Genomic DNA, 26,948 nt, shown 5'->3' on the forward strand with positions numbered 1-26,948 from the left:
GGCAAACTCCTTTAAAACACCTGCAATCTTTGCAGGATTGAATGTACTCTTTTTCATTGTCTTAATTACGATTTAAAGTTAATAATTTTTATACTTTTAAACCGTACTGTTTTCGGGGGAGCTTACAATTAAATTATTAACTTTGTAAAAAAGCAAAATTTATGTCGACAACATCAATCACAAAAAATTCACAATATTACATCGATTTAGAGAACCAATATGGCGCTCACAATTATCATCCGCTTCCGGTGGTTTTAGAAAAAGGGGAAGGAGTATATGTTTGGGACGTGGAAGGAAAGAAATATTATGATTTTTTGTCTGCTTATTCTGCTGTAAATCAAGGACATTCTCATCCGAAAATCGTTAATGCGTTGGTTAATCAAGCTCAAAAATTAGCTTTAACTTCTCGTGCTTTTTATAATTCAAATTTAGGTGAATACGAGAAAAAAATCACTGAACTTTTTGGTTTTGATAAAGTTTTGCCAATGAATTCTGGTGCAGAAGCTGTTGAAACTGCCGTGAAATTGGCTAGAAAATGGAGCTATGAAGTAAAAGGAATTGCTGAAAATGCTGCAAAAATAGTTGTTTGTGAAAACAATTTCCACGGAAGAACCACTACCATTGTTTCTTTTTCCAACGATCCGGATGCTAACAACAATTACGGACCTTTCACTCCAGGGTTTGTGAAAATTCCTTACAACGATTTGGGTGCTTTAGAAATAACTCTTGAAAATGATGCTCAAAATATTGCTGCATTTTTGGTAGAACCAATTCAAGGTGAAGCCGGAGTATATGTTCCAGACGAAAATTATCTTAAAAAAGCGGCTGAACTTTGCCAGAAATATAATGTACTCTTCATTGCTGATGAAGTACAGACAGGAATTGCGAGAACAGGAAAATTGATTGCCTGTCATCATGAAAATGTGCAACCTGATATTTTGATTTTAGGAAAAGCACTTTCCGGAGGCATGTATCCCGTTTCAGCAGTTTTAGCCAATAATGAAATCATGAATGTGATTCATCCAGGACAGCACGGTTCTACTTTCGGAGGAAATCCTATCGCTTGTGCGGTTGCCATTGCAGCATTGGATGTAGTAGAAGAAGAGAAGCTTTCGGAAAGAGCAGAAGAATTGGGAAAATTGTTCAGATCGGAAATCGAGAAACTTATCGAAAAAACAGATTTAATTACCAAAGTTCGTGGAAAAGGATTGCTTAATGCTATTTTAATCAACGATACACCGGAAAGTTCCACTGCGTGGAATCTTTGCTTGGCTTTAAAAGAAAACGGTTTATTGGCAAAACCTACTCACGGTAACATTATCCGCCTCGCTCCACCTTTGGTGATCACCGAAGAGCAATTGATAGAATGTGTAGCAATTATTGAGAAAACGGTAACGGAGTATAAGAAATAATTGATGGGAATTTCTGTAGTAATCAATACCTATAATGCGGCTTTGCATTTGGAAAAAGTGTTGGAATCTGTGAAAGATTTTGATGAGATTCTAATTTGCGATATGCACAGTTCGGATTCTACCTTAGAAATTGCAAGAAAATACAATTGCAATATTATTTTTCACGAAAAAATAAGTTTTGTAGAACCAGCGAGGAATTTTGCGATACAAAGTGCCAAAAACGATTGGATCCTTCTTTTGGATGCCGATGAGGTAATAACTACCGACTTAAAAGCAAAGTTATATCAGTTTAAAAATAACCAAGAAGGCAATACTGCATTGGCAATTCCTCGGAAAAATTATTTTTTAGGAAAATGGATGCGTGCAGCATATCCAGATTATGTTTATCGATTTTTTCGCAAAGACAGCATCGCATGGCCGCCGTTCATACATTCGAAACCGGAAATCAGCGGAAAAGTAGTGAAGATTTCTCCACAAGAGAAAAATCTTGCGTTAGAGCATCTTGCAGATGATTCAATTTTAGTGATTTTAGAGAAAAATAATACTTATTCCACGGCAGAAATAGCTAAACGAAAAGGGAAAAAAGTAAGTTTTGGAAAGCTTATTTATTCACCATTTTTTTGGTTTTTTAAATATTATTTTATCAAAAAAGGATTTTTAGATGGCAAAGAAGGCTTAATATTTGCTACTTTGAAAGCACAATATAAATTTAATACTCTAGCTAAAATTATAGAATCCGAATCCGATGCTTGAAAAATCTGTTAAAGGCAAATCTTTTATATTAATTATTCCTAATGATTTTAAAATTTATGAAATCTTTGAATTTAATATTCAAAAATTTGGTTTTGATTTGACTTCAATTGTTCCTGCAGATTTTAAATATGAAAATAATGTTTTACGGGTCAAAAACTTTTTCTTAAAGAATTTTTTCCGGAATCGAAATTATAAAAAAGAACTAATTCGTCAATTTCGTTCAAGTCACATGTGTCAGGAAATTGGGCATTTAAGTGAAAAAAGTATTGATTATATTTTAATTATTCGACCTGATATTTTTGACAAAGAAACCATTCAAAAACTTCTGAAGATTGGTAAAAAAGTTGTTGCTTATCAATGGGATGGTTTGAAGCGTTATCCGGAAGTATTCAATTATATTCAACTTTTCGAAAAATTCCTTATTTTTGATGAAAATGATTATAATAATTATCACATCAAATATCCGAATATCCAGTTATGCGAGAATTTTTTCTTTGATTATGATGAAGAAGCCGAAAACTGTCAGAAGAATAATGTCATTTATTACGTAGGTTCTTACATAGAAAATCGGATTGACGATTTGATTTATACAATGAAAGAACTCAACAAATTTGATGTAAATTTTGATATTAATTTAAAGTATTACCGAAGTAAAAGGCCGATCAATAGACCTGATATTAAGTTTTTCAAAGACAATTTTACTTTTAAAGATAATATCAGAAGACTAAAATCTTCAAGTGTGATCTTGGATTTTAAAGTAGTGGACCATGATGGTTTGTCCTTAAGGTTTTTTGAAGCACTTCGATATCAGAAAAAAATCATTACGAATAATAAAACTGTGATGGATTATGATTTCTATGATCCACAAAATATTTTTATAATACATCATGATGATATGAGCCGATTAGGAGAATTTATCAGCTCACCATATAAAGAAATTCCAAAGGAAATCGTTGATCAATACTCGTTCAGCAGTTGGTTGAGCAAATATGTTTTGTAATTAATTATAGCGGTTTTTCGTCGATCAAATCGAGGATTTTTTCATTATATTCGATATCGAATTTTCTTGCCCATAAATGTTTAGCTTCAGAAAGTTCCTGTAAATCTTTGTCGTCAAAAGTTACCGGAAGCACAACGTCTTTTCTTTCCCAATTGACATAGGTTTGGGATGGTTTTATCTTAATTTTTCCATTGTTTTCCGCTAAATGCATGATTACTGATTGAAAAAAAATTTCATCAGCCGCCGAAGTGTAGCAGTAATAATCTTCTAATTCCTTGATGTTTTTATTGATGAAATCATGAACCGATTTCGAGGTTTCTTCATTGAATGCCCACCATTGAGACCCTGCAAATTGTTTTTCGAAAAATGGTTTCCTTTTGGGAAGAACCAACAATTCCCGAAAGGTTTTCAATGCCATTCTACCTTTGATGAGGTGAAAAATGTTTCGCGCTTTTTCTTTCAAAGAAGTATGGTGAAAAGGCGCATAACTATTGCTATCGCTTTTCTGTTCGGAATGAATGAAATGGTAATGTTCCACCTTGTCTCGAACCATTTTTTTGTTCCATTTTTCTTCGATAGGAACAACTTCAATGAAATTAAAATCACTATGTTCAGAAAGAAACTGATTGATAAATTGATTCGGTTTTATCGGGTAATCTTGTCCGCTAAGCAAAATAGTAAAGCCTTCATTTCCACTTTTAATGGAATTCTCAAGCAAATGTAAAGTGGCTTTTACGATAGAAAAATCTCCCCAAATACAATTTTCTCTTTCGGGAATTATGTGCGTATTTTTTAATGAATTTAAAATTTCAAATTCTTTTAAATCACTTTTTAAATCTACATGAACGAAAAATTGAGAGCTTCCATCATCCAATCTGTTGATTAATCTGCAAATTTGTTGCGGATTTTTATGAGAAAGGATGAGGTATTTTTTTTTCATGAAAATGGTGAGAAAATTAATTATTCCGAAACTGAAGTCTCATCGGAGCGTTCATAATCATCTTGAATTCTCACGATATCATCCTCCCCGAAATAAGTTCCGGTTTGTACTTCGACGAATTCTAGTAACTCTGAAGTTCGGTTTTCGATTCGGTGTTTCGCGCCAAGTGGGATGAAAATGCTTTCGCCATATTTTACGATATGTTCTACTTCGTCTAAGACTACAACCGCTTCACCGGCGATTACCGTCCAGAATTCTTGGCGATGATGGTGATATTGGTAAGAAAGTCTTTGCCCAGGGTTTACTTCAATTCTCTTTAATTTATAATGAGATTCATCTGCCAAAACATAATATTTTCCCCAAGGTCTTTCGCCGATTTCTAACATTTTCATTCTAATTTATTGCAAAACTAAATAAAATATCTCAAATTCTCTCAACACCCTTTTTTTCCTTAAATTTGCACCCTAAATTTTGAACAATAATGAGCAAAGTAAGAGTGCGTTTTGCGCCAAGTCCGACCGGACCTTTACATTTAGGTGGAGTGAGAACTGCATTGTATGATTATCTTTTCGCCAAAAATCAAGGCGGAGATTTCGTGTTGAGAATTGAAGATACCGATACCGCAAGATATGTGGAAGGTGCCGAAGAATACATCATGGAAGCGTTGGAATGGTGTGGGATTATACCGGATGAAAGTCCAAAACACGGTGGAAAATTTGCGCCTTACCGACAATCTGAAAGACGCGACATTTACGATAAACATTTAGCCGAAATCCTAAAAACCGATTATGCTTACCTCGCTTTCGATACACCGGAAGAATTGGATGAAATTCGCAAAGAATTCGAACAAAATGGGGATGTTTTCGCCTATAATTATATCACTAGAAACCGTTTGAGAAACTCGTTAACCCTTTCAAAAGAGGAAGTTCAGAAGTTGTTGGACGAAAAAGTACCTTATGTAGTACGTTTCAAAATGCCGGTAGATCGTGTGCTCAATTTGGAAGATATTATTCGTGGAAAAACTTCGGTAAATACAAATACTTTAGATGATAAAGTTTTGGTGAAAAACGACGGAATGCCGACTTATCATTTTGCCAATATTATCGATGACCACGAAATGGAAATCACGCATGTGATCCGAGGTGAAGAGTGGTTGCCTTCTTTAGGTTTACACTACCTTTTGTATGAAGCAATGGGTTGGGAAAGACCAGAATTTGCACATTTATCGTTGATTTTAAAGCCAGAAGGCAAAGGAAAACTCAGTAAAAGAGATGGAGACAAATTCGGTTTCCCAGTTTTCCCTTTGAATTTTAAAGATCCTGAAACCGGAAATATTTCAAAAGGTTACCGCGAAGAAGGTTATCTTCCCGAAGCTTTCATTAATATGGTTGCGTTGCTTGGATGGAGCCCTGCAAATGATAGAGAAATCCTTTCTTTAGAGGAAATGACCAAAGAATTTGATTTGCATAAAGTTCATAAAGCCGGTGCAAGATTCAACAAAGAAAAAGCAGAATGGTTCAATCAAGAATACCTGAAATCAAAATCCGGTGAAGAGATTTTATCTTTATTAAAAGCTGTTGAAGGAATTAATTTAAATGCTTCAAGTGACGAAAAATTATTGAAAGTCATTTCATTAATGCAAGATCGGGCAACTTTTGCGAAAGATATTTTCAACGAAGGGAAATTTTTCTTTGAAGCTCCAATTTCTTATGATGAAAAAGCAGTGAAAAAAGCTTGGAATGAAGAAACTCCTGCGATTTTGAACGATTTTTCTGAAAAACTAATGAATCTTACTGATTTTCAAGCTGCTGAAATTAAACAAACCATCCACGATGTAGCTGAAGAAAAAGGACTCGGTATGGGAAAAGTGATGATGCCACTTCGTCTGAGCCTCGTAGGAGAACTGAAAGGGCCAGATGTTCCGGAAATCGTTGAAATCATTGGAAAAGAGGAAAGCATCGAAAGAATAAAAAATGCGGTGAATAATATCGGCTAATTTTCTATAATTTTTATTAAATTTGAAAGATTAATTCTTAACTAAAGAAATGGAATACTTAAATTTTGAACTTCCCATAAAAGAACTGATGGATCAGTACCAAACTTGTTCATTGGTAGGTGAAGAGAGCGGAGTAGATGTGAAATTGGCTTGCTCGCAAATCGAAGATAAAATTATAGAAAAGAAAAAAGAAATTTACGGAAACCTTACCCCTTGGCAAAGAGTTCAGCTTTCTCGTCATCCGGATCGTCCTTATACTCTAGATTTTATTAAAGGAATTACAGATAAAGACAGTTTTTTAGAGTTGCATGGCGACCGAAATTTTGCTGATGATCCTGCAATGATTGGTGGTTTAGCAACCATAGATGGACAACGAGTGATGATCATTGGAACGCAAAAAGGAAGAACAACCAAAGAACGTCAGCTCCGAAGATTCGGGATGAGTAATCCCGAAGGATACCGAAAAGCTTTGCGCTTGATGAAACTCGCAGAGAAATTTAAAATTCCAGTAATTACCTTTGTTGATACTCCAGGAGCATATCCTGGTTTGGAGGCTGAAGAACGTGGACAAGGTGAAGCAATCGCCAGAAACATCTTCGAAATGACCATGCTGAAAACTCCAATTTTCGTTTACATTATTGGCGAAGGAGCGAGTGGAGGAGCATTGGGAATTGGCGTTGGAAACAAGGTTTATATGTTGGAAAATACTTGGTACACAGTAATTGCTCCTGAAAGTTGTTCATCAATTCTTTGGAGAAACTGGGATCACAAAGAAGATGCAGCAAACGCATTGAAACTGACTCCACAAGATGCGTTGAGAGAGAAATTTATCGACGGAATTGTAGAAGAACCGCTTGGTGGTGCCCATTATGACCCACAAGTTGCTTATGATCATTTAAAGGCTTCGATTTTACAAAATATTAAAGCCTTTTCTAAATTTTCAGGAAAGGAACTTGAATCTCAAAGACAAGAGAAATTTATTGCAATGGGGCAATTTAAAGGATAAAAAAATATTTTATATCAATAGAAACGGGTTTCAGCCCGTTTTTTTTTGTGGAGTATTTTCAGATGCTTTAGACGAACTCAAAAAAAATCCTGTAATTATTTTACAGGATTTTTATTTATTTATCAATTTGAATTTTATTCAAAAAGCTCAGCCGTATTCAGAACAGTCACTTTTCCGTCTTCACAACGGATGGCTTCACCTGGGAAATTTTGAATCATGTGATAATCGTGGGTTGCCATAACTACCGCAGAATTATTTTCAAAAGCAACTTGCTTCAAAAGGGTCATAATCTCGTTGGAAGTCTCAGGATCAAGGTTACCTGTCGGTTCATCAGCGAGGATCAATTCTGGATGGTTTAGAAGCGCTCTAGCGATGGCGATACGTTGCTGTTCACCACCAGAAAGTTCGTGAGGCATTTTGTGTTTTTTCGATTTCATCCCTACGCTTCCCAAAACTTCATTAATTCGATCATCAATTTTGGTTTTATCATCCCAACCAGTTGCTTCCAAAACAAATCGGAGGTTTTTCTCCACCGTTCTGTCTGTCAACAATTGGAAATCCTGGAAAACGATGCCTAATTTTCTTCTCAAATTCGGTACATCCGAAGCTCGAAGCTTTTCCAAATCAAAGCCTGCAACATTTCCGTGCCCAGCTGAAATTGGGATGTGTCCGTAAAGGGTTTTCAGCAATGAACTTTTTCCGGAACCAGTTTTCCCGATCAGATAGCAGAATCTTCCTTGTTTGATATTAAGGTTTACATCATTAAGTACAGTGAAATTTTTCTGAGCAATTTTGGCATTTTTCAGTTGGATTACATTTTGTCCTTCGTGAGATGAATGTGGCATAAGGTATAATTAATTAAAGATAAATGCTAATCAAAACCTAAATAAAATCGAGAGGTTGATTAGTTATTCAAAAATAAAGAAAACTTTTTCGTTTAGCTAAATTTTGGCAAATTTTAACAACAAAAAATGCCTGAAAATGTTCTTTTCAAGCATATTTGTATATGATGATTTCTGAGATTATCTCTTAGCGCGCGCAGCACTTACAGTTAAGCTCTTTCTACCTTTTGCTCTTCTAGCCGCCAAAACTCTTCTGCCGTTTGGGGTTGACATTCTTTCTCTGAAACCGTGTTTGTTTCTTTTCTTTCTTTCTGATGGTTGGAATGTTCTCTTGCTCATTGCTTATATTTTTTAGTAAAAACTATCTCTTATTTTTCAGATTGCAAAGATAGGAAAGTTTTTATTTTCTGCAAATATATTTCAGTTATTTTCAAAAATAATATCAATAAGATTTTCCTACTTTATTCAACCTGTTGATTTTAATCAGTTCTTTTTAACCAATTCCTTTTCTATATCACTATTTTTAATCAGTTTTAGAGGTTGTTTAAAATAAATTCAAATGCTTTCTTGCCATTTGTTTTCGATTTCTCCCATCAAAAAACATATATTTGCCATCAAAATTTACACTAAAATATGTTTACTTCTTCAGAAATTTCAGAAATCCAAAAACTTCTTATACCGCAGAACAAAATCGTTATTATTACCCATTACAACCCCGACGGAGACGCGATTGGTTCTAGTTTGGGACTAAAACATTTTTTGCAACAAAAAGGTTTGGAAGCGGATGTAATCGTTCCGAATGATTTTCCTAAATTTCTGAAATGGATGCCGGATTCCAAGAAAATAATCATTGCAGATTATAAAAGAAAACAAGCAGGAGAAGCTATTTATAATGCGGATGTAATTTTTATTCTCGATTTCAATGCTTCCCACCGAAGTGGAAATCTTGTAGGACCATGGATTGAAAAGGCTAAAGCTAAAAAAATTCTTATAGACCATCATCAGCAACCGGATCATTTTGATTTTGTTTATTCTGATGTGACGGTTCCGGCAACTTCCCAAATGATTTATCATTTTATTCAGACAATGAATGAAGAGAATCTCGTGAATCAGGAGATTTCGGAGTGTCTTTACACCGGAATTATGACTGATACCGGAGGATTCCGTTTCCGTTCAACAAGTGCTGATACTCATCGAATTGTAGCGAATTTAATAGAAAAAGGAGCGGATCCAGCCAAAATTTCTTCAAATACTTGGGATACCAACACGGTTTCTCGATTGCATTTGCTGGCTCTTATTTTGGGAAGAATTGAAGTGGTAAAAGACGGAAAAGTGGCAATTCTTTGGTTAAAAAGAGATGAATTGAAAGAATTTGGTTTCCAGAAAGGGGATACTGAAGGTTTTGTTAATTATGGCTTAAGTATTATGGGAACACGGGTTTCTGCATTTTTCATGGAAGATCTTTATGAAGATTTTATTAAAATTTCTTTCCGTTCGAAAGACGATGTAGATGTAAATCAGTTTTCAAGAAAATATTTCAACGGTGGTGGACACATCAACGCGGCCGGCGGAAAGTATATGAAAACCATTGAAGAAACGATTGAGGATTTTAAAGAGAGAATAGAGTTGGAGGAATTTTAGTTTCTAGTAAATAAAAATAAAAGAAGCTGTCAATTTTTGGCAGCTTCCTTTGTTTATTTCTTGTTGTTTTTATTTCAACAACAAAACCGCCAAAGCAATAATCGCTGGTAAAGCCTGTACAAAAAATATCTTTTTTGAAGCTGATAATGCTCCGTAAATTCCGGCTACTATTACGCATCCCAAGAAAAATACAGCTACATTTTTAGCCCAGATTTCATTTTCGATAAAGAAAGACCAGATTAATCCGGCCGACAGAAAACCATTATACAAACCCTGATTTGCTGCCAAACCTTTCGTTGGTTCGAAAAGTTCGTCTTTTAAGGAACCTTTAAACGTTTTTCTGCCCAAAGTTTCCCAAGCAAACATTTCCATGTATAAAATGTAAAGATGCTCGATGGCAACTAATCCGATTAGTATTTTTGATAAGATTTCCATGTTTTATTTATTTTAAATGGTTGTTTTTAGAAAATGAGGTTTTTCGGAAGATTATGAAGAAGTTCTGTGTTGAGGATTGCCGCACAGATTTCCGGTTTTTCCCAATGTCCGTTATGTCCGCAATCCAAAAGATACGACTTGATATTGGTTCTATCAGGAAGATTTTTCAGTAACAGCTCAGATTTCACGGCATTATCGTGTTTTCCGGCGATTACTAGGATTTTTCCAGCGAAATTTTGCATCACTGAAGTTTTGTCGGTTCGTTCGATCATTCCTTTTACAGCGGCGAGAGCACCTTCATTCTTCGTGGAAAGTGCAATTTCTTTGGCGAGTTCTATTTTTCCTTCCAAAATATCTTTTTCATTTTCATTAAATAAATTGGGAATTCCCGCGCGAACATAATTCGGAAATGCTTCCTGAATGATCCTGAAACTTTTTCTGCGCTGTTCTTTTTTCTCATCATCATCCGGAAAAAAAGTAGAAAAAAACAAAGTGAAACTCTTCAAAACTTCCGGAAATTTCTCTGCAAAAGCCAGCGAAGTGTAACCGCCCATTGAATGTCCCAGCAGATGGAATTCTTTTAATCCCAGCTTGTCGGCGACTTTTTTCACTTCTTCTGCCATCAGTTCCATCGTATGGATTTCATGGTAAATTTTCGATAAGCCATGTCCCGGTAAATCAATTTTTATTAAAGTAAAATCTTTGGAAAGGTATTTCTCTAAGTCATCCCAAATCATAGAATTTTCCATAAAACCGTGGAGTAGAACCAGATATTCCTTTCCTTTTCCGGATATTTCGTAGTGCAGCATGATTTTAATTTAAAATGGTTTAAAAATAAATGTCAATATAATCCACAAATCCGGAGCTATTCACTTTATCTTGCAAACGCCAGAATTTTCCTTTCCTTTCATTGAAAAATGTTGTTTTCTTGGTTCGCGTATATTTTTCTCCTTGAATATTTTGGTTGATTTTTCCGTCAAAATTCAGGTGTTTATCGGAAACCCGAGAAACTTTTCCTTCGATTGTTAAAGTGTTTTTCCCCGAAGCTGCTTTTCCCGAAACGGAATATTCATCTCTTCCGATTTTTTCAAATTTTGCACTTCCCAGGATTGGTGAAATCGCATCTGAACTGAACTTTAATTGATGATTTCCACTCAGGTCTGAAAACCGATTTTGTTCGTTCTTTAATTTGATACTATCGTTGATTTGGCTCCGGACCGCGTTTATAGAATCAATGATTTTAGTACTGTCGGATTGGGTATTGGTGGATTCGCCCTCCTTTTTGGAGCAGGAGAGCAATAAAATACCGCAGAGCATAATGATGTTTTTTTTCATAACCATTCATAATCGAATGATTCAAATTTAGTTAAAAATCTAAACATTCCACTTTTTTTTGTGAAAAAGGAAATGAAGGGACGAAAGCAATCGCTTGGGCTTTACGATTTGGTTTTGGAGTCCATCACAATCGTTACCGGACCGTCATTAAGTAAAGAAACTTTCATATCCGCGCCGAAAATTCCGCTTTCAGTTTTCAATCCAGATTTTGCGATTTCAGTTTTAAAATATTCAAAAAGAGGAATGGCTTTGTCGGGTTTTGCAGCTTTTATGAAAGATGGGCGGTTTCCTTTTTTGTAATCGGCAATTAAGGTAAATTGGCTGATGCAGAGGATTTCCCCAGAAATATCGGTCACCGAAAGATTCAGTTTCCCTTCATCATCACCGAAAATTCTTAGGTTTAAGATTTTTTGAACGAGCCAATCGGCGTCGGTTTTTTCATCTTCTTCATCAATTCCGATCAGCAATAATAAGCCTTTTGAGATTTCACCAACAATTTTTCCTTCAACTTTTACATTGGCTTCGGAAACTCTTTGAATAACAATTTTCATGGAGATTTAGATACTTAAAAAAAATAAAAATTAATCAAAAATAGAAAGTGTTCCCGTCGCTGCATCATAGTTGTATCGATAAGTTTTGGGAGCTATTTGCGCTATTTTGGTGGGTTCTCCGGTAATCAGAATCCATTCTGCACCATCTTTCGGGCAAATTACTTTGATGTTGTCTTTAACTTCCAGCGTTGTCGTGTTGTCGGGACAAATATGAGGAGCATTTCGGTCATAAATTTTAAATCCATTCGTAGTACGAACCACAATGAGTCCGCGTGTTCCGGAATCTTGTTGGTTCACATAAATCCATCCATTTACATTCTGAAGATTGTAATAAGCAGGCAAATTAAGGTTGAGAACAACGTTAATCGGAACATTCGGAAAGCAACTCACGGTTTCTTCGCGTGTTGAGCAAGAATTTAGACTTAAAGTGCTGAAAATGAGTGTTGTTAATAAAAGTAGAACCGAAATGTTTCTTTTCATTTAAAATAAATTTATATATTTGTAAAACGAATACAAACAGAAATCATTGTCCGACAAATGTCGGATTATTTTTTTATACTAACGCAAATTACAGAAAATTATGGCAAGTTATGTTACCAAAGATGGTTTAGATAAAATGAAAGTTGAACTGGAACAACTGGAAACCATCGAAAGACCAAAAATTACCCAGCAAATTGCTGAAGCTAGAGATAAAGGCGATTTATCTGAAAACGCAGAATATGACGCTGCCAAGGAAGCCCAAGGAATGTTGGAAATGAAAATTTCGAAATTGAAAGATCTCATCATCAACTCGAAAGTGATTGATGAAACCCAACTTGATACTTCGAAAGTTTCAATCCTGACAACAGTTCGATTGAAAAATAATGCGACCAAAGCTGAGCAGAAATTCACCTTGGTTCCCGATAACGAAAGCGATTTGAAAGCAGGAAAAATTTCGGTAAACACACCGATTGCAAAAGGACTTTTAGGGAAAGTTGTGGGCGAAACTGCCGATATCGTGTTGCCAAACGGGAACAAGCTTTCTTTTGAAGTTTTAGAGATTACTTTGTAAAAAAGTGATTTTCAAAAGGTAAAAAAATGTAGATTTTTCGCCTCGTTTTTTATTTTAGCCTTAAATTTGTACAATAAGAAAATGAAGAATTTTCTTTTTTATCAGTTAACTAAAAATTAAATCTAAAAGTCATGAGTTCTATTTTCACAAAAATTGTTTCAGGAGAAATTCCATCCTACAAAATTGCTGAAGACGTGCAACATCTGGCTTTTCTAGATGCTATGCCTTTGGTAAAAGGACATACTTTGGTGATTCCAAAAAAAGAAATCGATTTTATTTTCGATCTTGAAAATGAGGATTTCAAAAACCTGTGGAGTTTTGCACAAACCGTTGCCAAGAAACTTGAAAAAGCCTATCCGACCCAAAGAATTGCGGTTGCAGTGGTAGGTTTGGAGGTTCCTCATGCGCACATTCATTTGATTCCGATTGATAAAATGGACGACATGAACTTCAGAAACGAAAGGTTGAAACTTTCAGTGGATGAATACAGGCAAATACAAGATACCATCCTCAATTCATAAAATATTATTTTGTCAAGGTCGAAAAGCTTTGACAAAATTTTTTTAAACAAACAATCTTACACTTATTATAAAAAGAGATATGAATTCAAACCAATGCTCTTTCTGCGGAAGAAAACGAAAAGATGTAGAAATATTGATTTCCGGAAACGAAGGTTTTATCTGCGAAAACTGTATCGAGCAAGCGCATGCTATCGTGGTGGAAAATGCCAAAAGCGAAGGCTTTTCACCAGCCGATAACATGGAAGATTTAAAAAAACCAAAAGAAATAAAAGAACATCTTGATCAATTTGTAATTGGACAAGATCAAGCGAAAAAACAGCTATCGATCGCTGTATATAATCATTATAAAAGGCTTTTGCATGCTAAAACCGAAAACCGTGAAGTAGAGATTGAAAAATCCAACATCATCATGATTGGTGAAACCGGAACGGGGAAAACGCTTTTGGCCAAAACGATTGCTAAGGAATTGAATGTTCCGTTTTGTATCGTAGATGCTACGATTTTAACAGAAGCAGGTTATGTAGGAGAAGATGTGGAAAGTATTCTTTCCAGAATTTTGATGGTGGCAGATTATGATGTGGAAAAGGCAGAAAAAGGAATCGTTTTTATTGATGAGATCGACAAAATTGCCAGGAAATCCGATAATCCGAGTCTTACACGAGATGTTTCGGGCGAAGGGGTTCAGCAAGGTTTGTTGAAGCTTTTGGAAGGAAGTATCGTCAATGTACCACCACAAGGCGGAAGAAAGCATCCTGACCAGAAATATATTCAGGTAAATACCCAAAATATTTTGTTCATCGCGGGTGGCGCTTTTGATGGAATTAAAGAAATTATTGAAAGAAGACTCAATAAACAAGCTATTGGTTTTAGCGCTGAAAAATTGACTAAAACGGAAGATGAAGAGTATATTTTGAGCCAACTCAATGCGATAGATTTAAGAAAATTTGGGTTGATTCCGGAATTATTGGGAAGATTTCCAATCGTAACTTATCTGGACAAACTCACCAAAGAGACCATGATTCGGATTATGAAAGAGCCCAAAAACTCGATTATCAATCAGTTTGTAGAGCTTTTCAAAATGGATGGAGTTGATTTGAAATTTACTGATGATGCGATTGAGAAAATCGTAGAAGAAACTATGGAGAAAGGACTTGGTGCAAGAGGTTTGCGAGGTACTACAGAGAAAGTGCTGGAAGATTATATGTTCAACATCGCGGAACAACAAGAAATCATTATTACTAAAGATCAACTTATTTTCTAATTATTTGTGGTTTTGTAGTGTCACTTAATGATGTAATGTGGTGTCATTCTAAAACTCGAAAAAGCTTAGGATAAATAATTTTTAACAATACAAAACTCATCGAAACTCGGTGAGTTTTTTTATATTTACATTATGAAAAAAGTTTTAGGAATTACATGCTTGTTGGTGCTGAATTCGCTATCGGCACAGTTTAAAATCGATATTGAAGCTCCCAATACATTTACTCCAAAAGAAGTATATCTTTATACTTTAAATGGCTCCAAAGATGTATTAAATACCAAAGAAATCAGAAAAGGAAATAATTGGCAATTTAAAGTGGCAAAACCTTATACAGGAATGATGAAGCTTTATTTCCCAGAAGGTAATATCTCGCTGAATTTCATTTCAGAAAACAAAGATGTAAAACTAAAATTTGATTCTGATAAAGGTAAAATCACCAATGTTCAGTACCTGGATGAAAGTAATTCTGTGATGAATAATTTACAAGATGTTCAGCAGAAAAAAGAATATATTTTGCCAGCGTTGGTTCAAATCAAAGATTATTATGAGAACTCCACAGTTTTTAGAAAGGCTCTGAATGATGAAATTGATAGACTTTCCGGAAGTGTAACGGATCTTAGTAAATATCCATTCATACAGTATTACAATACCAATTACTCTAAATTTTTAGATAAAACAACCGCAAAAAAGGACATTACTCATGATGAAATCATCCATTATCTGAGCAATTCCAATGATATGCTTGAAACGTCTTCACTCCTGAGGCCTGTTTTGATGGCTTATTTGAACGTGGGTCCAAGTTCAAATGTAACCAACGATGTCGATAAATTATTAAAAGCTGTCAATGTAGAAACTCCTCGCGGACAAACTATTTTGTCAGAATTGATCGAGATTTTTGATACTTATGATATGGCTGATTTGAAGGAAAAATATCTTACCGAAGCAAAAAATCTAAAATGTACCATCAATGATCGATTGAGTAGCACGATTGCAACAAATAAAAATACTGAATTGGGAGCCATTTTCCCTAACTATATTTTCCAGAATCCGACAAATACGAAAGCGAAATCGCTAGCAGAAGTGAAGGCAAGTAAGAAAATTATTGTTTTCTGGGCATCAACTTGTTCCCACTGTGAAGCTGAATTGCCAAAGCTTATTGAAAAATATAATGCAATAAAATCTCAAAATGCCGAAGTAATTGCATTTTCTTTGGATTCTGAAAAAGCAAATTATGATGCTAAGGTGAAAAGCCTTCCTTGGATTAATGATACCGAACTCAAAGGCTGGTACAGCTCATTTGCAGAGACTTATAACGTGAGAGCTACTCCAACTTATTTTGTTTTGGATTCAAATAATAAGATTATTGCCAAGCCGGATCACGCTGAAGATGTAATTTCCTATTTAAAATTGAATTAATTTTTTGCTACATTCCAAAATATTTTTATCTTTGCACCACTCAAAAGGCGAGGTAGCTCAGTTGGTTAGAGCGCAGGATTCATAACCCTGAGGTCACGGGTTCAATTCCCGTCTTCGCTACGAAAAAAACCCAACAAAATGTTGGGTTTTTTTATTTTCATAATTTTTTTTTCTCATAAAAAATATAGTTTTTCTAAAGAATAATATTCAATTTATCTTATTTATTGACGATATTTAGATTGAAATAAGCTAAGATTGTCAATCGTCCAATTAAAATTATTGTAAAATCTAGAAAAAATAGATTTTTATCCAAATAATTTTGTCATTTCAAAGATTAGTATTAATTTTACGCAGTCTTAATGATGATGCAAATTATCAAAAGGACAATAAATTTTTTTTCATCATTTGTGTTTTTAGAATCGTATCGCAAGATGCGATTCTTTTTTTGTTTTATCGGGTGTTCAATCTCTCGTAACGTACCATCAAATCTACAAAATAGGAGTAAGTGATGCTGCCTTGTTGTTGATTGCTTTTCAGGAATAAATCATTGCTGAGGTCGAAGAAAATGGCAAGAAATCCATCATGTTTTTTGGCGAATATTTTTTCGGCAATTCGATCCCTTTTCATAGCAGGAGAGTAGTTTTCAAGTATTTGCTTCACAAATTGGGGATTTTTTTCGACCAATGAGTTCAATAATGATCGCAAAACAAAGTATTCAACACTGTATTTCAATTCTACATTTTCTGAATTTTTTCCTAAAAGATATCCGATAAAATTGGCTTCCTGTTCTCGCGCAAATCCCAATTGATGAGCGCTTTCGTGAGCTAGCGTAAAAGGAATTTGAGTTGAAGGTAGTTCTGCATTGTATTGCGCTTCAGCGGTAAACGGATTGTAATATCCTAAAATCTCAGTGTAACTCATTATTTTGCGAAATAAACTGGGTTTGAAATTGTTGATTTCTGTACTTTTCTTAGAGCTGATAAAAGTTGGAAGTTGACTTTGATTAGAAAGAATTTCGGATTCAATTAGAGGTAAATTCTGTATTTTAAAAATACCATTTTCATCCTCTTTTAGAAGGTTTCGAGTTTGTTTGCAAAGATTCAAGTATTTTAAGGTTAATGATTTTGTTTCTTCTAAAGAGATTTCTTCGGGAGGTAATTGATCGATAATTGGTTTCTGGAAGTAGAGTTGTCCCCAAAATATTTGATAAGTGAAATAGACCAAATTTAAAACAACTAAAAACTTTACGAAATAACCGTTTCGTGTTTTCTTTTTTAAAATTTTAATTAAAAATAAAAGAAGAGCAGCTCCAAGAATGGTATAGAAAACGTCTCCAACCGAAAAAGGAATCGATGAAAATAGTTTTTGATGAAAACCTTTTTGCCACTCGAAAAATGTGGAAAATTTATCGACGAAAAACGGCGTTTTCGAGAACAAATAGAACAAAAGAAATTGGGCAAGTAAAATACCCGCCCAAAATCTTTTTCTTTGATAATATGGTTGTTGATTAGTGTCCACCTTCGTTTTTCACTTGATCAAGATTAATTCCCTGAGCTTTTAATATACCGGAAACTTTTACGGCATAGAACGCAAGATAAGCAAAACACAAAATGCCCACAATATAACTGAAATGAATATTGGTTATATCAGCTAAAGTTCCTTGAAGCCAAGAGATAATTCCGCCTCCCATAATCATCATAATCAAATATCCCGAACCTTGGTTGGTGTGTTTTCCTAAACCATTAATCGCTAAAGCGAAAATACATGGCCAAAGAGTAGAGCAGAATAAACCTACACTTGTAAAGGCATAAACAGAAATCATTCCGGAAGTTAACATACCGATAAGCAAAGCCAAAATTCCCATTGAAGAGAAGATAAGGAGCATTCTTGCCGGATTTCCTTTACTTAAAATATCACAAGCAATCATTACCAAAATAATCACTCCATAAACATAGAAATGAGTAAGATCGTGTTTCGCGATTGCATTGACCAAAAGGAAAACTCCAAAAGCAAGATAAGGAGCTAAAAATCTTAGGATTTTCTTAAAACCAGCACTTATATCAAAAGCTTCAACAGCACCAGTCCAACGACCGATCATCAATGAAGCCCAATAAAGTGATACATAAGGAGCAATATCTTTGGTTGCAAACCCTAATGATTTCTCCATGTATGCGGGTAAATTACTTGCTGTAGAAACCTCCACGCCAACATACACGAAAATGGCAATCATTCCCATTACCAGTTGAGGGTATTTTAAAGCAGAACTTCTGTGTTCCCCAACAACAGCATCTTCAGTATCTTCACTAATAGTAGGTGTAATTTGCGGAAGAGATGAAAACTTCAATAAAATTGCCACCAAAACAAACGCTGCTCCTAAAACCATATAAGGAATTTTCACCGATTCAATGCTTGCTTCGGTATTGGATGCAGTTGCGGAACCAAAAATAGCAAATGATACGATAAGCGGCCCGATAGTCGTTCCCAAATTATTGATTCCTCCCGCCATGGTAAGTCTTTGAGAGCCGGTTTCGGATGGACCTACTTCAATTGCAAGTGGGTTAGCTACAATTTGTTGTAATGAAAAACCAAGTCCTAAAATAAACAAGCCGGTAATCATTAAAGGGAAAGAACCTAAATTCGCTGCGGGGTAGAACAATAAAGTTCCTGCTGCTGAAATTAAAAGTCCTGTAATTAACCCATTTTTGTAGCCGATTTTGTTGACCAAATCTTGTTTTATTGATTTAGAAATAACCATGTAGATCAAAGAACCTACTGTATATGCTACATAAAATGCAACAGATACCAATTGGCTTTGACTTTGGGTAAGATCAAATGCTTTTTTGAAAACAGGAATTAAGATATCGTTGCTCGCTGCAACAAATCCCCAAAAGAAAAACACAGTAACCAGTGGAACGAATTGTCCCCAATTGGTTTGTTTAGAATAGTTTGTAGACATATTTGTTAATAATTTCTTAAAAACAAATATAACTATTTATTTTCTCAATTTGAGTTTTCCAGAACTTTTTTTATTTCGTTGTGGGCATACGCTTTCAATTCGGCAGTCGATTGATCTGGAGCCAGAATGTCGGTGAAATAAACTTTTACCTTCCCAGGATAACCTTTTGAATGATCAAACGGAAACATTTCCTTTAAGCCAACAAAAGTGAAAACCGCCAAAGGAGAATGATGTTTCGAGGCTAAAATAAACGCTCCATCTTTGAAATAATCTAAAACAATCGAAGTGTCATCGGGAACGCCACCTTCCGGAAAAATAACGATACTTTGACCTTCTTCCATACGTTCGGCGCATCTGCGGTACACATCTGCACGACTTTTGGCAGAGCTTCGATCCACCATCACGCAAATTCTTTTATAAATTATTCCAAAAATCGGAATCTTCACCAGTTCTTTCTTTCCTACATAGCAAAGCGGATGGTGCGGCATCAAAATACAAGGAAGCATCACGTCCATAATCGAAGTATGGTTCGAAATGAAAACATATTGAGTGTTTTTGTCGATCTTTTTATCGGTGAGTTTTTTCAGTTCATACCGAAATCCCATTCCGTAAAACATACCGAAACACCAAATTCGGATGAATTTATAGGCGTATTTGTAATCTTTTTTTCTTATCGATAGCAGCAAAACCGGAATTCCCAGAATGATGGTAAGCACCGCTCCCAAAATAACCATCCATCCGCGCCATATATAATTCAAGATTTTTTTCATATAAAATTTTTCTTTTTCTGAGAAAATCAGCCGTTAAAGATCACCTTCTTTTTTACCGTATAATTCAACATCGAAACCAATAATATTGCAGCAATTTTACTGATCATTTCTTGGCTGAAGACAAAAAATCCCACATTAATTACATCCGTAAATACAAAACGGAAGAACATCTGGAAAACAATCAAACTCAAAATGGTTGATAAAAAAGAAACCGACATGAAATAGGCAAATTCCCTTCTTTTTGAATGTTTGCCTCGTTCAAAAACAAACCAAATACTCAGAAAATAATTGGTAATGATTCCACAACTTGTAGAAAAAATGTTGCTTAAAGGATAATGAATTCCATGAAAATTGTTTTCATGAATAAAAATCTGAGGCAAGTGCACACTCAGTATTTTGAAAGAGCCGATTTCAACAATCGCGCTCAGCGCACCTGCAATGATGAAAAGCAAAACCTGTTTCTGTCTCAGTAAAAGTTCTTTCATAGGATCTAATCACTGCAAATTTATAACTATATGTTAAACAATTAGAATTCTTGTTAAAATATTTTTTTATTTCAGAAATATGTATAACTTTATTTTCCCAAATAAGAAATACATCCTGATAAAATTTTCATTTTCAATTGGTTGTGAGAATGGTTTTTATCTTAAAACACCACATTGACCTATTTTTTTTCTTGATGACAACTAAAAACCAAACTCATGAACCGACCTAGAAAGTACCGAAAATTCACTCCCCAACAACAGAAAATCGAAGCATTGGAAAAAAAAAGTCCATTGTTCAAAAGAATCTATTCAGAATATGAATTAATGTCTGATGAACTATGGGATTTAGAAAACAGTGATGTTACCAATATTCCTGACGATTTCCTCAACGCTGTAAAACTCCAAACTGAATATCTGGAAGATGAAATTGATGATTGGCTCCTTAATTTAGAGAATCCGATTCAGTAGAATCATTTTTTTTGATTTAATAGAGCCGAAAAAGCCACTTTTTCTATTTTAATTATCTTTGCAGAAATTTCCGGAATTCGGATTTCCAAAGTATGCTGATCAACCTTACCCAAAATAGAAATTTCAAATTATTCAAAACCCTTTCAGAAGTTGCAGAACACAACAACCAAACCGTTTACATCGTAGGCGGCTACGTTCGTGATTTGCTCATGAAAAGGAAAGTTCCCACCGATATCGATTTTGTAACCGAAGGAAGCGGAATCAATTTGGCGCGTGCTGCAGCGAATGAAATCAATCCAAAATTGAAAGTTTCTGTTTTCAAAAATTACGGAACCGCAATGTTCAAACACGAAGGTTTGGAGCTGGAATTTGTGGGGGCCCGAAAAGAAAGTTACGCCGAAAATTCCCGAAAACCATCGGTAGAAACCGGAACTTTGGAAGATGACCAAAAACGTAGAGATTTCACCATCAACGCATTGGCGATTTCCTTAAATAAAGACAATTTCGGGGAATTGATTGATCCTTTCGATGGTATTTCCGACATTGAGAAAAAAATCATCCGAACACCGCTGGAACCCAGCCAAACCTATTCCGACGATCCTTTGCGAATGATGAGAGCGATTCGATTTGCTTCCACTTTAAATTTTAAAATCGAAGAAAATTCACTTCAAGCGATTCAAAAAGAAGCGGAAAGAATCAAAATTGTTTCCATGGAAAGAATTATGGTAGAATTCAACAAAATTATGCTTTCTGAAAAACCGTCAATTGGACTGAAACTGCTTGAAGAAACAGGACTTTTGCCAATAATTATTCCTGAATTGACCGCGTTGAGAGGTATCGAAGAAGTGGAAGGACAAACGCATAAAGACAATTTCTGGCATACGCTGGAAGTGGTTGACAATATTTCGGAAAATACCGAAAATCTGTGGCTTCGCTGGGCGGCTTTGCTTCACGATATCGGAAAAGCACCGACCAAAAAATTCGTGGAAGGAACCGGCTGGACTTTTCATGGACACGAATTTTTGGGATCAAAAATGGTGAAAAGTCTTTTCTACCGACTGAAATTACCGATGGGGAGCGATATGAAGTATGTACAAAAAATGGTTAAACTTTCGTCACGACCGATTGCATTAATCGACGATGGAACTTCGGATTCGGCGCTTCGACGATTGCTTTTTGATTCTGGTGATGATTTGGAGGATCTTTTCACACTTTGCAAAGCTGATATTACCACGAAAAATGCTTCAAAACAGCAAAAATTCAAAAAGAATTTTGAATATGTTGCGTTGAAAATAAAGGAAGTTGAAGAAAAAGATCAAGTTCGGAACTTCCAACCGCCGATTTCTGGAGAGGAAATTATGGAGCTTTTCAACCTGAAACCCGGAAGAGAAATCGGAATTTTAAAGGAAAAAGTGAAAGAAGCGATCTTGGAAGGTGAAATCGAAAATGATAAAGACCAAGCCCGAAATTTCGTCATCAAAGAAGCGGAAATATTAGGATTGAAGCCTGCTTAAGTAAAGCGATTTTTTTTTAACACAAAAGATTTAACAAAGAATAATGACTTTAGAAAGTAATTCAAAAAAATGAAAAAGTAGAAATTCTTATCGATTAATCGTTTTGCAAACTTTTGAATAACTTAAAAAAGCTTTTGCGCCTTTTGCGGTTACAATTTACATTTAATAAAGTCAAAACAAAAACGGGCGCAAGAAAATTGCACCCGTTTTTTTTTAACAATAAAAACCTTAAAATTTAGAATTTATAATTCACGCCAAACGTGTAATTTCTTGGTTTTGTGGTGAATCCAACTACATCAACATAAGAAGTATTGAAGAGATTTCCAATATTCAAATAACTTTCAATTTTTGAATTGATTTTCTGATTAATGTTCAAATTAAAGAGATTATAACTCTCTAAATCCACTTTATCAACTGAAAAAGTCGCTGAATTGTAGTAAGAATCTGTTCTTTTTGAAACAAATTGATGGCTCAAATTAATTCTTGTGGAAGTAAACGGAAGGATTTCGAGGTAAGAATTGACGCGCTGTTTCGGTTGTCGCAACATGGTTTCTTCTTTATCTTTTTCCACAAAACTGAAATTTCCACCGAAATTGATCATTTCGTTTAATTTGTATTTCAATGCAAGTTCAAAACCTTTCACTTTATTATCACCAACATTTTTAAATTGACCCGCAAAAGTGGTAAAATCTACCGTTTCGTAGGCAAAAGCATCTTCTTCTGATCTTTGGAAAAGACTTGCATTAAAGACAATACTTTGGTCTTTTTTGCCTAAACTCAAATCGATTTCATGGGAAGAATTGGTTTCAGGTTTCAGGTCGAAATTGGCTAAAACATAAGGTAATGAGCCATAATTTTGATAAAGCGTCGGTGCAATAAATGCCGTGGAATAGGAATATCCAACTTTGAAATACAATGTCTCCAATTCCTTTAAAACATAAGGATTAATGCTGTAAACCCAATGATTTCCGAATTTGGAATGATCGGTCATTCTGGCTCCCGCATCTAGATTCAGAAATTGATATTTCAAATTTACATTAGCAAAAGCATCGAATGTGTTGATTTTGGTATCGTCTCTTTTTAAATCTTCAACCAAAGAAGTTCCGCCCCAAGGAAGTGATTTTGCTCCCATTTTTTGGTCTTCATACTGAATTCCGGCGGTGAAACTTACGTTTTCGGAAATTTTATAATGGTTAAACAATTCAGTGAAAAAATTGCGTCCGGTGTAGGAAAATTGGTCTTGATATTCGTTGCCAACGAAGTTTTGTCCCAATCTTTCATTCCCTGAAAATCTTGTGTTTAAAGTGATTTCGCCGTTTTTGTATTTGTAATTTGCATTACCGCCGATATAACTTTGTTGGTCATCAGAACGGTATTTTCCGTCGGTGAAAGCACCTTCGTCATAACTGAAAAGATGATGATTCCAGCCTCCGTTGATGTTGATATTGAAGTTTTCAGTGGTGTAACCGAAATTTGCATTGATGTTTTGCTTTTCAAAACCATCTTTTTCGAAATTTTCGCCTTCTGCGGAAGAAAGTCCTTGCGATTTTTCGTTAAAACCTGAAACTTGATAATTGAATTGATTGATTTTTCCTTTAACCAAAGCATTTTGCGCAAAGGTTGAAAAAGATCCGGCTCTCGCTCCTAGAACACCTTCAATCTTTTTAGTTGAAGATTTTTTGGTGGTAATATTGATGACAGAAACCGTCGCATTACTTCCGTAAAGTACCGAAGAAGCGCCGTTCAAAATTTCCAGACTTTCAATATTTTCTAGAGCAATCAACCTTAAATCTGAAACCACATAATCGTTTCCTGTAACGTCTTTCAACGGAATTCCATCGATCAAAATCAATACATTTGCACTTTTTCCGCCGCGTATTTTCAACGACTTAGGTTCCTGGTTGTTGTTTTGGTTTCCACTGATTTGAAAACCTGCAAGTTGGTTCAGAACGTTTGGAAGATCCTGACCTTTGTATTTTTCCAGGTCTTTTCCGGTAATTAGCTGTACATTTTTTCCGGTTTTGTAGAGCTGTTGTTTGGTTTTGGAGGCAATGGTGATTTCCTCGATTTGGGTTTCGTTTTCTTGTTGTGCAAAAATGTTTGAACTTACGACAAGCATTGCTCCAACAAAAATTAATCTTTTTTTCATTAAAAATTAAATTGAGTTAAGAATTTACTTATCGGAAAAATGTAGGTAAAAGTACTGAACAGAACATTCAGCAATTCACGACTCTTCCTCCGAAAGCGTTTAATAAACGTTCTTTTAGCAAGGTCTCCTGACTTTCACATTGTTTCACCTTCCCGTTTCCAGTGGTTTTTTTTGAAACAATTTTTTTATTGTGATTTACAGTTGCGGGGACAGTTTGTGATTTGCGCACAATTCCCTTTTCTAAAAGTGGTGCAAATGTACTGTTTTTGTGCTGATATTTCAAGAACAGCGGCAAAAAAGAAACCCGAAAAAATTTTCGGGTTTTGTATTTTTTATTCTTTCGGAACTTTATTTTTCAAATAATGATAAGTTTCTATTTGCGAGCGAATTTCTTTGTTATCGGTGCTCACATACTCATTTCGTAGTTTTTTATCGAGAATTCTGGCTTTTACATTGTCGCTCAACTGAATTTCGAGGATGTCTTTTAGCTCTTTTTTCAGGTTTTTCTGAGTGATTTTTGCGGCAGCTTCGATTCGGTGATCGAGGTTTCGCGTCATCCAATCGGCGGAAGAAATGTATAGATCTTCGGCGCCTTTATGGTAGAAATACATTACCCGCGCGTGTTCCAAATATTCATCCACTATGCTTATCGCTTTTATTTTTTCTTTAAATTCCTTTTGATTTACTGCACAATAAATTCCTCGTACGATCAATCTGATATTCACGCCGGCTGTTGCGGCTTCATATAGTTTTTCGATTAAGGTACGGTCGCTCAGGGAATTGGTTTTAATGATCATTTCGGATCTACGGCCGGCTTTGGCTTCTTCAATTTCGCGGTCGATATGAGCAATGATTTTTTCACGCATAAATTGCGGACAAATGAGAAGTTTCTTGCACGACTTCAAGGTTGGCAAAATATCTTCTTTTGGCTTTCGTAGAACGTGGAAAATTTTATTAATGTCTGCCATAACTCCTCTGTCAGAAGTCATCAACAAATGGTCTCCGTAGATTTTTGCCGTTTTCTCGTTGAAGTTTCCGGTACTTACAAATCCGTATTGAATGGTTTTGTTATGCGCTCTTTTCTTGATGACACAAAGCTTTGCATGCACTTTTTTATTAGGAATTCCGACCAATACTTTCACGCCTTCCTGTTCCAGAATTTCCTTCCAAACCAAGTTGCTTTCTTCATCGAATCGGGCGCGAAGTTCTACCATTACGGTCACATCTTTTCCGTTTCGGGCTGCATTGATTAAAGCATTGATGATTTTCGAGTTGCTCGCCAATCGGTAAGCAGTAATTTGTATGGTTTTCACATCAGGATCCATCGCAGATTCCCGCAACAAATCAATAACTGGATTGAATTTGTGATACGGAAAAGTAAGCAAAACATCAGTTTTCTGAATCACATCTGTTACACGTTTTCCGATGAATTCCGGGTGGTCGAAAGAGGTTCTTTCTTCCGGTTTTGTATAAGTTTTGAAAACGTCCGGAAAATCCATAAAATGTCTGAAATTATGAATTTTTCCACCAGGAATAATGCTGTCTTTCTTGGATAAGTTCAGTTTTCGGATTAGGAATTCTATTAAAGATTTATCCATGTCTTTATCGAAAACAAAACGGGTGGGTTTCCCTTTTCTTCGGGATTTAATGCCTTTTTCGATCTTTTCGGCGAGGGTAGTTTTGATGTCATTATCCAAATCAAATTCTGCATCTTTGGTTACTTTAAAACAGTGCGCCGAAAATTCATCATAACCAAAATAGGAGAAAATATGCGGCAAATTGAAGGTGATAACATCTTCCAAAAGCATTACGTTTTTTTCGTTTTGATTTTCAGAAGGAAGCAAAACAAATCTTCCGATTTCCCTGGAGGGAATTTCGATAATGGCGAATTTGGTTTCGTATAAGAAATCTTTTCTGCGCATCGCTATACCGAGATACAGCGATTTGTCCCTTAAATAGGGCATTGGTGAATTGTCATGAAGCAAAATCGGAATCACGTTGCTTTCCACCATTTCGTCGAAGTATTGCTGTACAAATGATTTTTGCTCTGCAGTAAGATTGTTGGCAGTTTTAATGAAGATATTCTGATCCGCCATTTCCAGCTGAATTTTCTTCCAGGTTTTGTTGAAATCTTGTTGTTGCTTAATCACCACTTCGTTGATTCGCTGTAAGATTTTGGTAGGTTGCTGGTAGAAAGATTCGGAAATGTATTTGCTCTTGAAATCCATTGCACGTTTTAATCCAGCGACTCTTACCCGGAAAAATTCATCCAAATTATTCGAAAAAATTCCTAGAAAACGGATTCGCAAGTGGAGTGGCACGTTTTCATCCATTGCTTCTTGCAAAACTCTTTCGTTGAAGGCTAGCCAAGTTACATCTCTTGGATTAAACTGATTCGACATGGTAATTGATGAAATTATGATTTGGTCAAAAATAAGAATTTTAA

Annotated in this window: 27 protein-coding genes, 1 tRNA gene and 1 riboswitch; of the genes, 13 read left to right on the forward strand and 15 right to left on the reverse strand. The window is 35.3% G+C overall.

The annotated features are described in order from the left end of the window. Window positions 1–161 precede the first annotated feature (161 nt). Genes rocD through NOV28_RS10780 form a run of 3 tightly spaced genes read left to right on the forward strand, consistent with a single transcriptional unit; the run spans window position 162 to window position 3,165 of the window. Entirely contained in the window at window positions 162–1,412 is a 1,251-nt protein-coding gene (gene rocD, locus NOV28_RS10770; protein WP_255930913.1) for an ornithine--oxo-acid transaminase, read from the forward strand. A gap of 3 nt (window positions 1,413–1,415) precedes the next feature. Next, window positions 1,416–2,165: a glycosyltransferase family 2 protein gene (locus tag NOV28_RS10775; RefSeq protein WP_255930915.1), complete on the forward strand. Its 750-nt coding sequence runs from the start codon at window positions 1,416–1,418 to the stop codon at window positions 2,163–2,165. Next, window positions 2,158–3,165 (forward strand): WaaS/CpsH family glycosyltransferase, encoded by a 1,008-nt coding sequence (locus NOV28_RS10780; RefSeq protein ID WP_500793332.1) that lies wholly within the window; start codon window positions 2,158–2,160, stop codon window positions 3,163–3,165. The genes NOV28_RS10775 and NOV28_RS10780 overlap by 8 nt, the downstream gene beginning before the upstream one ends. Window positions 3,166–3,169: 4 nt before the next feature. Here NOV28_RS10780 and NOV28_RS10785 read toward each other — a convergent pair whose 3' ends face one another. Both NOV28_RS10785 and NOV28_RS10790 read right to left on the reverse strand, forming a co-directional pair. Further along, entirely contained in the window at window positions 3,170–4,105 is a 936-nt protein-coding gene (locus NOV28_RS10785; RefSeq protein WP_255930919.1) for a beta-1,6-N-acetylglucosaminyltransferase, read from the reverse strand. 20 nt (window positions 4,106–4,125) lie between these two features. Next, window positions 4,126–4,491: a phosphomannose isomerase type II C-terminal cupin domain gene (locus tag NOV28_RS10790; protein WP_255931097.1), complete on the reverse strand. Its 366-nt coding sequence runs from the start codon at window positions 4,489–4,491 to the stop codon at window positions 4,126–4,128. A 95-nt stretch (window positions 4,492–4,586) separates the two neighbouring features. Between NOV28_RS10790 and gltX the strand changes: the two genes are divergently transcribed. Next, window positions 4,587–6,101, forward strand: a complete 1,515-nt coding sequence (gene gltX / locus NOV28_RS10795) for a glutamate--tRNA ligase (protein ID WP_255930921.1) — start codon at window positions 4,587–4,589, stop codon at window positions 6,099–6,101. A 49-nt stretch (window positions 6,102–6,150) separates the two neighbouring features. Next, window positions 6,151–7,107 (forward strand): acetyl-CoA carboxylase carboxyltransferase subunit alpha, encoded by a 957-nt coding sequence (locus tag NOV28_RS10800; protein WP_255930923.1) that lies wholly within the window; start codon window positions 6,151–6,153, stop codon window positions 7,105–7,107. A 134-nt stretch (window positions 7,108–7,241) separates the two neighbouring features. On the opposite strand, the gene NOV28_RS10805 is transcribed toward NOV28_RS10800, so the two are convergent. Then, window positions 7,242–7,952: a cell division ATP-binding protein FtsE gene (locus tag NOV28_RS10805; protein ID WP_255930935.1), complete on the reverse strand. Its 711-nt coding sequence runs from the start codon at window positions 7,950–7,952 to the stop codon at window positions 7,242–7,244. A 177-nt stretch (window positions 7,953–8,129) separates the two neighbouring features. Then, the gene (rpmH, locus tag NOV28_RS10810) at window positions 8,130–8,288 is read right to left on the reverse strand and encodes a 50S ribosomal protein L34 (RefSeq protein ID WP_034701860.1); all 159 of its coding nucleotides are present in this window, start codon (window positions 8,286–8,288) and stop codon (window positions 8,130–8,132) included. Between the two features lie 294 nt (window positions 8,289–8,582). Here rpmH and NOV28_RS10815 point away from each other — a divergent pair, with 294 nt between their 5' ends. Further along, on the forward strand, window positions 8,583–9,590 hold the full coding sequence (locus tag NOV28_RS10815) for a DHH family phosphoesterase (RefSeq protein WP_255930943.1): 1,008 nt from the start codon (window positions 8,583–8,585) through the stop codon (window positions 9,588–9,590). A gap of 69 nt (window positions 9,591–9,659) precedes the next feature. On the opposite strand, the gene NOV28_RS10820 is transcribed toward NOV28_RS10815, so the two are convergent. The 5 genes from NOV28_RS10820 to NOV28_RS10840 all read right to left on the reverse strand — a co-directional run bounded on the left by NOV28_RS10820 (window position 9,660) and on the right by NOV28_RS10840 (window position 12,391). After that, complete coding sequence (locus tag NOV28_RS10820) at window positions 9,660–10,025, reverse strand: DUF1304 domain-containing protein (protein WP_255930945.1); 366 nt, start codon at window positions 10,023–10,025, stop codon at window positions 9,660–9,662. Window positions 10,026–10,051: 26 nt separating this feature from the next. Beyond that, window positions 10,052–10,834, reverse strand: a complete 783-nt coding sequence (locus tag NOV28_RS10825) for an alpha/beta fold hydrolase (protein WP_255930947.1) — start codon at window positions 10,832–10,834, stop codon at window positions 10,052–10,054. 19 nt (window positions 10,835–10,853) lie between these two features. Next, window positions 10,854–11,360: a hypothetical protein gene (locus NOV28_RS10830; protein ID WP_255930949.1), complete on the reverse strand. Its 507-nt coding sequence runs from the start codon at window positions 11,358–11,360 to the stop codon at window positions 10,854–10,856. 101 nt (window positions 11,361–11,461) lie between these two features. Next, complete coding sequence (dtd, locus tag NOV28_RS10835; RefSeq protein WP_255930951.1) at window positions 11,462–11,911, reverse strand: D-aminoacyl-tRNA deacylase; 450 nt, start codon at window positions 11,909–11,911, stop codon at window positions 11,462–11,464. Window positions 11,912–11,941: 30 nt separating this feature from the next. Beyond that, a complete protein-coding gene (locus NOV28_RS10840; protein WP_255930953.1) occupies window positions 11,942–12,391 on the reverse strand; it encodes a hypothetical protein in 450 nt (149 codons plus the stop codon). 100 nt (window positions 12,392–12,491) lie between these two features. Here NOV28_RS10840 and greA point away from each other — a divergent pair, with 100 nt between their 5' ends. The 5 genes from greA (at window position 12,492) to NOV28_RS10865 (ending at window position 16,280) form a co-directional block, all read left to right on the forward strand. Then, window positions 12,492–12,962 (forward strand): transcription elongation factor GreA, encoded by a 471-nt coding sequence (greA, locus tag NOV28_RS10845; RefSeq protein WP_123903544.1) that lies wholly within the window; start codon window positions 12,492–12,494, stop codon window positions 12,960–12,962. Between the two features lie 131 nt (window positions 12,963–13,093). Further along, entirely contained in the window at window positions 13,094–13,483 is a 390-nt protein-coding gene (locus NOV28_RS10850; RefSeq protein ID WP_255930956.1) for an HIT family protein, read from the forward strand. 79 nt (window positions 13,484–13,562) lie between these two features. Continuing rightward, on the forward strand, window positions 13,563–14,744 hold the full coding sequence (clpX, locus tag NOV28_RS10855) for an ATP-dependent Clp protease ATP-binding subunit ClpX (protein WP_255930958.1): 1,182 nt from the start codon (window positions 13,563–13,565) through the stop codon (window positions 14,742–14,744). Between the two features lie 132 nt (window positions 14,745–14,876). Beyond that, the gene (locus NOV28_RS10860; RefSeq protein ID WP_255930960.1) at window positions 14,877–16,160 is read left to right on the forward strand and encodes a TlpA disulfide reductase family protein; all 1,284 of its coding nucleotides are present in this window, start codon (window positions 14,877–14,879) and stop codon (window positions 16,158–16,160) included. A 46-nt stretch (window positions 16,161–16,206) separates the two neighbouring features. Continuing rightward, window positions 16,207–16,280: transfer RNA gene (locus NOV28_RS10865), tRNA-Met, on the forward strand. Between the two features lie 330 nt (window positions 16,281–16,610). On the opposite strand, the gene NOV28_RS10870 is transcribed toward NOV28_RS10865, so the two are convergent. Genes NOV28_RS10870 through NOV28_RS10885 form a run of 4 tightly spaced genes read right to left on the reverse strand, consistent with a single transcriptional unit; the run spans window position 16,611 to window position 20,371 of the window. Then, on the reverse strand, window positions 16,611–17,678 hold the full coding sequence (locus tag NOV28_RS10870; RefSeq protein WP_255930962.1) for a DUF3810 domain-containing protein: 1,068 nt from the start codon (window positions 17,676–17,678) through the stop codon (window positions 16,611–16,613). Further along, a complete protein-coding gene (locus tag NOV28_RS10875; RefSeq protein WP_255930964.1) occupies window positions 17,668–19,116 on the reverse strand; it encodes an MFS transporter in 1,449 nt (482 codons plus the stop codon). The genes NOV28_RS10870 and NOV28_RS10875 overlap by 11 nt, the downstream gene beginning before the upstream one ends. 44 nt (window positions 19,117–19,160) lie before the next feature. Then, complete coding sequence (locus tag NOV28_RS10880) at window positions 19,161–19,886, reverse strand: lysophospholipid acyltransferase family protein (protein WP_255930966.1); 726 nt, start codon at window positions 19,884–19,886, stop codon at window positions 19,161–19,163. A gap of 26 nt (window positions 19,887–19,912) precedes the next feature. Continuing rightward, the gene (locus NOV28_RS10885; protein WP_255930968.1) at window positions 19,913–20,371 is read right to left on the reverse strand and encodes a GtrA family protein; all 459 of its coding nucleotides are present in this window, start codon (window positions 20,369–20,371) and stop codon (window positions 19,913–19,915) included. Between the two features lie 216 nt (window positions 20,372–20,587). Here NOV28_RS10885 and NOV28_RS10890 point away from each other — a divergent pair, with 216 nt between their 5' ends. Beyond that, window positions 20,588–20,839, forward strand: a complete 252-nt coding sequence (locus tag NOV28_RS10890; RefSeq protein ID WP_255930970.1) for a hypothetical protein — start codon at window positions 20,588–20,590, stop codon at window positions 20,837–20,839. A 92-nt stretch (window positions 20,840–20,931) separates the two neighbouring features. Continuing rightward, entirely contained in the window at window positions 20,932–22,353 is a 1,422-nt protein-coding gene (locus NOV28_RS10895) for a CCA tRNA nucleotidyltransferase (protein WP_255930972.1), read from the forward strand. A gap of 235 nt (window positions 22,354–22,588) precedes the next feature. Here the strand turns inward: NOV28_RS10895 and NOV28_RS10900 are convergent, their stop codons facing one another. After that, on the reverse strand, window positions 22,589–24,502 hold the full coding sequence (locus tag NOV28_RS10900) for a TonB-dependent receptor (RefSeq protein ID WP_255930974.1): 1,914 nt from the start codon (window positions 24,500–24,502) through the stop codon (window positions 22,589–22,591). Between the two features lie 100 nt (window positions 24,503–24,602). After that, window positions 24,603–24,801: riboswitch (cobalamin riboswitch) on the reverse strand. Window positions 24,802–24,834: 33 nt separating this feature from the next. Then, complete coding sequence (gene ppk1 / locus NOV28_RS10905; RefSeq protein WP_255930976.1) at window positions 24,835–26,904, reverse strand: polyphosphate kinase 1; 2,070 nt, start codon at window positions 26,902–26,904, stop codon at window positions 24,835–24,837. Window positions 26,905–26,948 lie beyond the last annotated feature (44 nt).

It is taken from the genome of Kaistella montana, assembly GCF_024436175.1.
In the GTDB taxonomy this organism is placed as follows: domain Bacteria; phylum Bacteroidota; class Bacteroidia; order Flavobacteriales; family Weeksellaceae; genus Kaistella; species Kaistella montana.

Coding starts and splice junctions, on each gene's coding strand:
- rocD (WP_255930913.1), top strand. CDS start 162: ATGTCGACAACATCAATCACAAAAAATTCACAATATTACATCGATTTA.
- NOV28_RS10775 (WP_255930915.1), top strand. CDS start 1,416: ATGGGAATTTCTGTAGTAATCAATACCTATAATGCGGCTTTGCATTTG.
- NOV28_RS10780 (WP_500793332.1), top strand. CDS start 2,158: ATGCTTGAAAAATCTGTTAAAGGCAAATCTTTTATATTAATTATTCCT.
- NOV28_RS10785 (WP_255930919.1), bottom strand. CDS start 4,105: ATGAAAAAAAAATACCTCATCCTTTCTCATAAAAATCCGCAACAAATT.
- NOV28_RS10790 (WP_255931097.1), bottom strand. CDS start 4,491: ATGTTAGAAATCGGCGAAAGACCTTGGGGAAAATATTATGTTTTGGCA.
- gltX (WP_255930921.1), top strand. CDS start 4,587: ATGAGCAAAGTAAGAGTGCGTTTTGCGCCAAGTCCGACCGGACCTTTA.
- NOV28_RS10800 (WP_255930923.1), top strand. CDS start 6,151: ATGGAATACTTAAATTTTGAACTTCCCATAAAAGAACTGATGGATCAG.
- NOV28_RS10805 (WP_255930935.1), bottom strand. CDS start 7,952: ATGCCACATTCATCTCACGAAGGACAAAATGTAATCCAACTGAAAAAT.
- rpmH (WP_034701860.1), bottom strand. CDS start 8,288: ATGAGCAAGAGAACATTCCAACCATCAGAAAGAAAGAAAAGAAACAAA.
- NOV28_RS10815 (WP_255930943.1), top strand. CDS start 8,583: ATGTTTACTTCTTCAGAAATTTCAGAAATCCAAAAACTTCTTATACCG.
- NOV28_RS10820 (WP_255930945.1), bottom strand. CDS start 10,025: ATGGAAATCTTATCAAAAATACTAATCGGATTAGTTGCCATCGAGCAT.
- NOV28_RS10825 (WP_255930947.1), bottom strand. CDS start 10,834: ATGCTGCACTACGAAATATCCGGAAAAGGAAAGGAATATCTGGTTCTA.
- NOV28_RS10830 (WP_255930949.1), bottom strand. CDS start 11,360: ATGAAAAAAAACATCATTATGCTCTGCGGTATTTTATTGCTCTCCTGC.
- dtd (WP_255930951.1), bottom strand. CDS start 11,911: ATGAAAATTGTTATTCAAAGAGTTTCCGAAGCCAATGTAAAAGTTGAA.
- NOV28_RS10840 (WP_255930953.1), bottom strand. CDS start 12,391: ATGAAAAGAAACATTTCGGTTCTACTTTTATTAACAACACTCATTTTC.
- greA (WP_123903544.1), top strand. CDS start 12,492: ATGGCAAGTTATGTTACCAAAGATGGTTTAGATAAAATGAAAGTTGAA.
- NOV28_RS10850 (WP_255930956.1), top strand. CDS start 13,094: ATGAGTTCTATTTTCACAAAAATTGTTTCAGGAGAAATTCCATCCTAC.
- clpX (WP_255930958.1), top strand. CDS start 13,563: ATGAATTCAAACCAATGCTCTTTCTGCGGAAGAAAACGAAAAGATGTA.
- NOV28_RS10860 (WP_255930960.1), top strand. CDS start 14,877: ATGAAAAAAGTTTTAGGAATTACATGCTTGTTGGTGCTGAATTCGCTA.
- NOV28_RS10875 (WP_255930964.1), bottom strand. CDS start 19,116: ATGTCTACAAACTATTCTAAACAAACCAATTGGGGACAATTCGTTCCA.
- NOV28_RS10880 (WP_255930966.1), bottom strand. CDS start 19,886: ATGAAAAAAATCTTGAATTATATATGGCGCGGATGGATGGTTATTTTG.
- NOV28_RS10885 (WP_255930968.1), bottom strand. CDS start 20,371: ATGAAAGAACTTTTACTGAGACAGAAACAGGTTTTGCTTTTCATCATT.
- NOV28_RS10890 (WP_255930970.1), top strand. CDS start 20,588: ATGAACCGACCTAGAAAGTACCGAAAATTCACTCCCCAACAACAGAAA.
- NOV28_RS10895 (WP_255930972.1), top strand. CDS start 20,932: ATGCTGATCAACCTTACCCAAAATAGAAATTTCAAATTATTCAAAACC.
- NOV28_RS10900 (WP_255930974.1), bottom strand. CDS start 24,502: ATGAAAAAAAGATTAATTTTTGTTGGAGCAATGCTTGTCGTAAGTTCA.
- ppk1 (WP_255930976.1), bottom strand. CDS start 26,904: ATGTCGAATCAGTTTAATCCAAGAGATGTAACTTGGCTAGCCTTCAAC.